Below are 281 nucleotides of genomic sequence, written 5' to 3'. Positions count from 1 at the left end.
CCTTCACCAGCGCCGCCGACGGCGTCTTGATCTCGATCAGGACATACTGGCTGATCGCGGCGCGCGTGCGCATCAGCGCGTCGACGCGGTTGCCGTCGTCCTCATGGCTCGCGCCCGTCGTGATCGCCTCCAGCTTCGCGCCGACCTTGTCGAGGAACACGTAGTTCAGGCCATGCCCGAAGATCCACGGGTTCGCCTCGAAGAAGTGCTGCCAGACCGGTTCCTCGCCGGTCTTCCTGATAGCATGCTCCTCGACGTAGGCGGCGCGGGCTTCGGCATCC

General features: G+C 65.8%; 1 protein-coding gene. It reads right to left on the bottom strand.

Features of this window, described 5'->3' with window-relative positions:
- On the bottom strand, positions 1-281 hold a 281-nt coding region (locus VJI93_RS08715; RefSeq protein WP_324009306.1), incomplete at both ends, for a Shedu anti-phage system protein SduA domain-containing protein.

The sequence above is a fragment of the Parvimonas sp. M20 genome (assembly GCF_035282425.1).
Lineage (GTDB): Bacteria > Bacillota > Clostridia > Tissierellales > Peptoniphilaceae > Parvimonas.
Note: the sequence above shows the minus strand (reverse complement) of the source record. Positions and strands in the feature narration are given on the sequence as shown.